Annotated in this window: 3 protein-coding genes and 1 pseudogene; 2 read left to right on the top strand and 2 right to left on the bottom strand. The window is 50.9% G+C overall.

The window, feature by feature from the left end; translation table 11 throughout:
* The first annotated feature begins 62 nt into the window (after nucleotides 1-62).
* Nucleotides 63-524: a helix-turn-helix domain-containing protein gene (locus UTM25_RS21170; protein WP_194401975.1), complete on the top strand. Its 462-nt coding sequence runs from the start codon at nucleotides 63-65 to the stop codon at nucleotides 522-524.
* Nucleotides 524-1,099 (top strand): PIN domain-containing protein, encoded by a 576-nt coding sequence (locus UTM25_RS21165; protein ID WP_261893180.1) that lies wholly within the window; start codon nucleotides 524-526, stop codon nucleotides 1,097-1,099. Before UTM25_RS21170 ends, UTM25_RS21165 begins: the two co-directional genes overlap by 1 nt.
* A 474-nt stretch (nucleotides 1,100-1,573) precedes the next feature.
* On the opposite strand, the gene UTM25_RS21160 is transcribed toward UTM25_RS21165, so the two are convergent.
* Nucleotides 1,574-2,083, bottom strand: a complete 510-nt coding sequence (locus UTM25_RS21160; protein WP_233469449.1) for a hypothetical protein — start codon at nucleotides 2,081-2,083, stop codon at nucleotides 1,574-1,576.
* A 155-nt stretch (nucleotides 2,084-2,238) separates the two neighbouring features.
* Nucleotides 2,239-3,386 (bottom strand): annotated as a pseudogene (locus UTM25_RS21155) (ATP-binding cassette domain-containing protein); the annotation flags it as partial.

Raw genomic sequence — 3,386 nt, 5'->3', positions numbered from 1 at the left:
AACCGTAAAACCGTAAAACCGAAACCGTAAAACCGAAACCTAAACAATTGGAATACTAAACAATGACAAACTCAATTCTTGATAGCCTTAGCCTTCCGGCTAAAGGGGAGATTGAGGCAGCTGTACGTGGACAAAGGGAGCTTGCCGCCTACCTCTCCACAAAAATGGAAACACAGAAAATTTCGATTCAGGATGCAGATAACATAACTCATCAAATCGAACTACCTACGTCTTCACTGACGTTGCTTATGTCGATTTTGGGTGAACTGGCACTTGGTAACGCGGTGCAAGTCGTTCCTGTGCATGCTGAATTGACCACGCAGGAAGCCGCCAATATTCTGAATGTTTCACGCCCTCATATGGTGAAACTGCTGGAAGATGGGAAGCTGCCTTTTCATAAAACAGGTCGCCATCGCCGCGTGCTTTTCGCCGATTTGATGAAGTACAAGGATCAGCGAGATAGCGATAGCAATAAAGCTATGCAGGAGTTGGCAGATCTAAGCCAAGAGCTTGGACTTTACTAATGAACCACACACCTTATCCTGTAGTTTTAGATGCTTGCGTACTGTACCCGTCATTTCTACGGGATTTACTGATTCGATTGGGGCTGACCGGATTGTACCAACCAAAATGGTCAGCCAGTATCGAAAATGAGTGGCAACGTAACCTGTTAGCAAACAGAACGGATGTAACTGAAGATCAAATTAAACGCACTGCCACGCTAATGAATAAAGCCATTCCTGATGCGTTGGTCACCGGCTTTGAGCCTCTGATTGATAGCATTGATTTACCTGATGTAGATGATCGGCATGTTGCCGCAGCTGCTGTCCGTAGCAATGCTGAAATCATTGTGACGTTGAATCTTAAAGATTTTCCGGCACCTGCTCTTGATGCCTTTGGTATCGAAGTGTTGCATCCTGACGATTTTGTTATGGATTTATTTGATTTAAATAGAGCACTTGTGCTTTCGGCCGTAACTACGCAGCGCAGTAGTTTACGGAAACCGCCCGTGTCGGTTGATGAATATTTAGAAGCGTTGCTAAGGCAAGGTATGGCGCAAACCGTAAAAGAATTAAGCAAATACCGCATGCTGATTTAGGGCGCTAAGTAGCCGATAAAGCTACTGGCTATAGCTTGAGCTCGAAAAAATCCGGGGCGAAATATTGGCCGCGCTCATTCAAGCGGCCATAGCTGACAAGGTACTCCTGGGCATCGCTTAAGCTGGTTGGACGGTCGAACTCGAACCTGAAACAATCCCAATCAATATCTACGGCCTAACCAATAATCACCCCAGCATTCCATTGGACGCTGGAAGAACACTCATCCTCCTGGCGTCCAGTACGGAGGGAGTTTAGAAATCGGAAAACGGCTGTTACTGTTCCGCTGAGCCTCAAATCTCAGTTTCCATTCCTTAAGGGGACTGTGGCAGGGTGGTTCGGTCCCCTTCCTGAACCTTATTTACCTCTCCTGAGTTCCGAAAAATGTCTGTTCCGTTCATCCGGAAAGACCGCATCACCTGCAGGCACGGTTTTGCGACGCGTGCAGGTCACAATCAAATGGACGTTGCCTGTGCTCATGAAGGCGTCCCCGCGCTGTGGTCGTTCCAGACGGTCACCCTGGCCAGATGTTCCGCCACCTCCTGTCCCGTGTAGCCGGCCAGGATCGCCAGCGCCCGAGCGCCCGCGTCACGGGACAGCGGACTGCTGAACCCGAATGCGTCCGTCATCAGGAGCCACTGCAGACGGTCCGTCCAGCGCTCGTCGGGTTTGCGGACCGGTGAAAACACAATCTCCGTTAGTTGTTCGCGGTTGCAGTACAGCTGTCGCTGCTCCAGTTCATCCAGCAGGCCGTTCAGTTCGCGCCGGTCAGCGTCTTCCTGACTCATCTGCGGCCAGCGTATGCGGTGCCACTGCAGCTCCTGCGTCTGGCTGCCGGTGAACCCCGCGCGGGCCAGCAGGTCGGTCAGTGCAGCCTCCGTGTCTTCCTCATACCCGGCAGCAGTGAGCGGGTCCGCATCGCGCAGAACGTGCAGCAGGCGCGCCGGTGCCGGCAGCGGCCGCAGGGACGCTTCAGGCCTGACCACGGCCATGCGAATATTCTCAGTCAGGCCGGTGATCCCCTGCGCCTGAAGTGCGGCGTCTAGCTGGCGGTACCAGGTATCCGTCCTGTCCGCCGGCGCGGTAAGGGGGCCGTTTGGATATCGAAAATTATTGTACGTTAAGGCTTATTTTTGACCTGTTATTCCTCAATAAGATCATAAACAAGACCGCCATCATCGACTGTGTGCATGTGATTCAGCTCCCTTAAATTTCCGTCAGATAAATACAGAACCCGGTCTGCAGAGGCTATCGTTTCCTGGCGATGGGCAATCAGCAAGACCGGGAGTCGCAGCTGTCGTAATGTCTGACTTATCTGGATTTCACTTTCAACATCAAGATGGCTGGTCGCTTCATCCAGTAATAAAAATCCTGGTTTCTTGTATAACGCCCTTGCCAACAGAATGCGCTGCTTTTGCCCTCCGGAAAGCCCTCCACCAGTTTCACCAATTAATGTCTGATATCCCATCGGCATTGCCTTGATGTCGCTGTCGATGAGCGCCAGCTGGGCACAATGGATCATTCGCTTATTATTGCGGTCCTCACTGAAGAAAATGATGTTATCTGCAATGGATCCCCTGAAAAGATGGTCATCCTGCAGCACTGTACCGATTCGCCGGCGTACCTGAAAATAATCCGGGTGCGCTTGCGGTATGCCAAATGTTCTGATCGTTCCTTCATCAGGGATATGGATCCCCAGGATAAGTTTTACCAGCGTTGATTTTCCGCATCCCGATTTACCGGTAATGGCTACCACTTCTCCAGGATGCAGAGTCAGCGATACCCCCTGGAGTATTGGTGAGTTGCTCCCCTTGTGACTGAATATTATGTGTTTAAGGGATAACGGGAGGTGGGTATCTTCGGACACTGCTCCACGAAAAAAGAAGGAATGGCAGAAGTCCTACTGTCTTCCTGTACGGGCTGTTGCTGATGGTCTTCTGTCGGGGTCAACACAATATCAGCCAGACGCTCGTTATAGACATCAAGCATGCGCCAGGCAAAAAACTTATTGGTCAGGCTGCTTATACTCGAAGAAAAATGCATCTGATAAGACATATAGGCAACCAGCATACCGACAGTAAAGGTGCCGTTCAGAACTTCACCGGCACCTTTCCACAAAATAACTACTGAAACCACACTGCCGGTCAGGGGGTGAGCAATGTCATAACACATCAGAAGACGGCTCTGGCGTAGCTGCGTATTTCTGCGCGTGACATTGAGATTCAGCCAGGCGGCTTCTCGGTGTGCGGTCACCCCGTTTATTCTCAGGGGTAGAGTCTTAGTGCGTGG

It is taken from the genome of Enterobacter sp. 61D5 (assembly GCF_034107965.1).
GTDB lineage: Bacteria > Pseudomonadota > Gammaproteobacteria > Enterobacterales > Enterobacteriaceae > Enterobacter > Enterobacter cloacae_M.
This window is presented reverse-complemented; position numbering and strand designations above follow the sequence as displayed.